The following is a 1,460-nucleotide window of genomic DNA, read 5'->3' on the forward strand; positions in this document are numbered from 1 at the left end:
TTGTATTAAAAGGAGAAAAAAGTTATGGTGTTTTAAATAACTCCAAAATAAGATAGAAATAATTTTATTACCCGGTTAAGAAGTCATCGACATTTTATAGGAGGAACCGAATGTCTCCAAAAAAACCAAAAAATAATAATAAAAATACAACTAAGAAAAAGAAAAGGACCTTACTCAGAATTCTACTATACTTAGCAATTTTGCTATTTATTCTCTGGTTACTCACTGTCTTATGGATGACATTTTTTTACGACCCTCATAAGTATGAAGAGAATGCACTTATGGAGAAAATATATACTTTATCAAATGTTGAATCAAAAAAAAAATCCTCTGATTTACCTTATAATCTTAATGATTTAGATAAGCCTACTAATGAAACATCGAGTCTAGTTACAGAGGTGAAAACTAATTTATATATGAATGATAGAGATAAATTTGAGCCAACTATGGACAACCTCTTTAAAGAAAGAGAACTTACCATAAAGAATATTGATACTCTTTTTGAAAACCTGAAATCTCCAAAAGAAATTTCTAGAACACATTCAACTTTTGGAAAAGAAGTCGTATATATTTATCATACCCATAGCAGAGAATCATTTTTACCTTATTTAAAAAATACAGAGAAACCTGAAGAAGCATATCACTCAGAAGCAAATATTACCTTGGTTGGTAAACTGCTTGGAAAAGCATTAAAGAGAAGAGGATTAGGGACTACCGCGGATTCAACAGACATAGTTCAAGAACTAAACTCAAGAGGATTAAACTATAATAGTTCTTATAATGTCACTGGAGATTTAGTACGTTCTGCTAAAAGAAATAATAGAGACTTAGAAATATTTATTGATGTGCACCGTGATTCATTACGTAGAAAATCTACTACTACCGAAGTAAATGGATTAAATTATGCCCAATTGCTTTTTGTTGTTGGCACGGGGCACGATAATTTTGAAAAGAATCTCAAGTTTGCGGAAGGTTTACAAACAATACTGGATACAAAGTATCCTGGGTTGTCCAAAGGAATTATACAAAAAGGCAGCAACCAAGGAAATGGAGTTTATAATCAGGATATATCCCCTAACTCTATTATTGTTGAAATTGGTGGTGTAGATAATACAGTAGAAGAACTTCATCGTTCAACTGAAATCTTTGCTGATGTTTTAAGTGAATATTACTTTCATGAAGAATAGTAAAAATATATATTAATTTATGCGCGTAAGGGTAGCTTTTTCTTATTGGACTCACGCAGCAGTATAGTGAAATATGAGGGTTTTCTTCTTTCGTTAAAAGGCGATATATTTAAGTAAACAAAAACCACCTATTCAAATAGAATCGACGGTTTTGTAAGGCTTATTTTACAGGTTGACAACATAAATTACCTTCGCCTTTTTCAAGAACAGACTTTAAGCTACTAAGAACGCCAGACCAAGCCATTTGATGCCATTGAAATGCATCTGTCCAAC

Annotated in this window: 1 protein-coding gene; it reads left to right on the forward strand. The window is 31.7% G+C overall.

Features of this window, described 5'->3' with window-relative positions:
* Positions 1–110: 110 nt before the first annotated feature.
* Positions 111–1,187: a stage II sporulation protein P gene (gene spoIIP / locus PGC35_RS22010; RefSeq protein WP_375220722.1), complete on the forward strand. Its 1,077-nt coding sequence runs from the start codon at positions 111–113 to the stop codon at positions 1,185–1,187.
* The last annotated feature ends 273 nt before the right edge of the window (positions 1,188–1,460 follow it).

This window comes from Psychrobacillus sp. PGGUH221, from assembly GCF_042055255.1.
Taxonomy (GTDB): domain Bacteria; phylum Bacillota; class Bacilli; order Bacillales_A; family Planococcaceae; genus Psychrobacillus.

What these genes read in the sequence shown, in the direction of transcription:
- spoIIP (WP_375220722.1), top strand. Translation starts at nt 111, where the DNA reads ATGTCTCCAAAAAAACCAAAAAATAATAATAAAAATACAACTAAGAAA.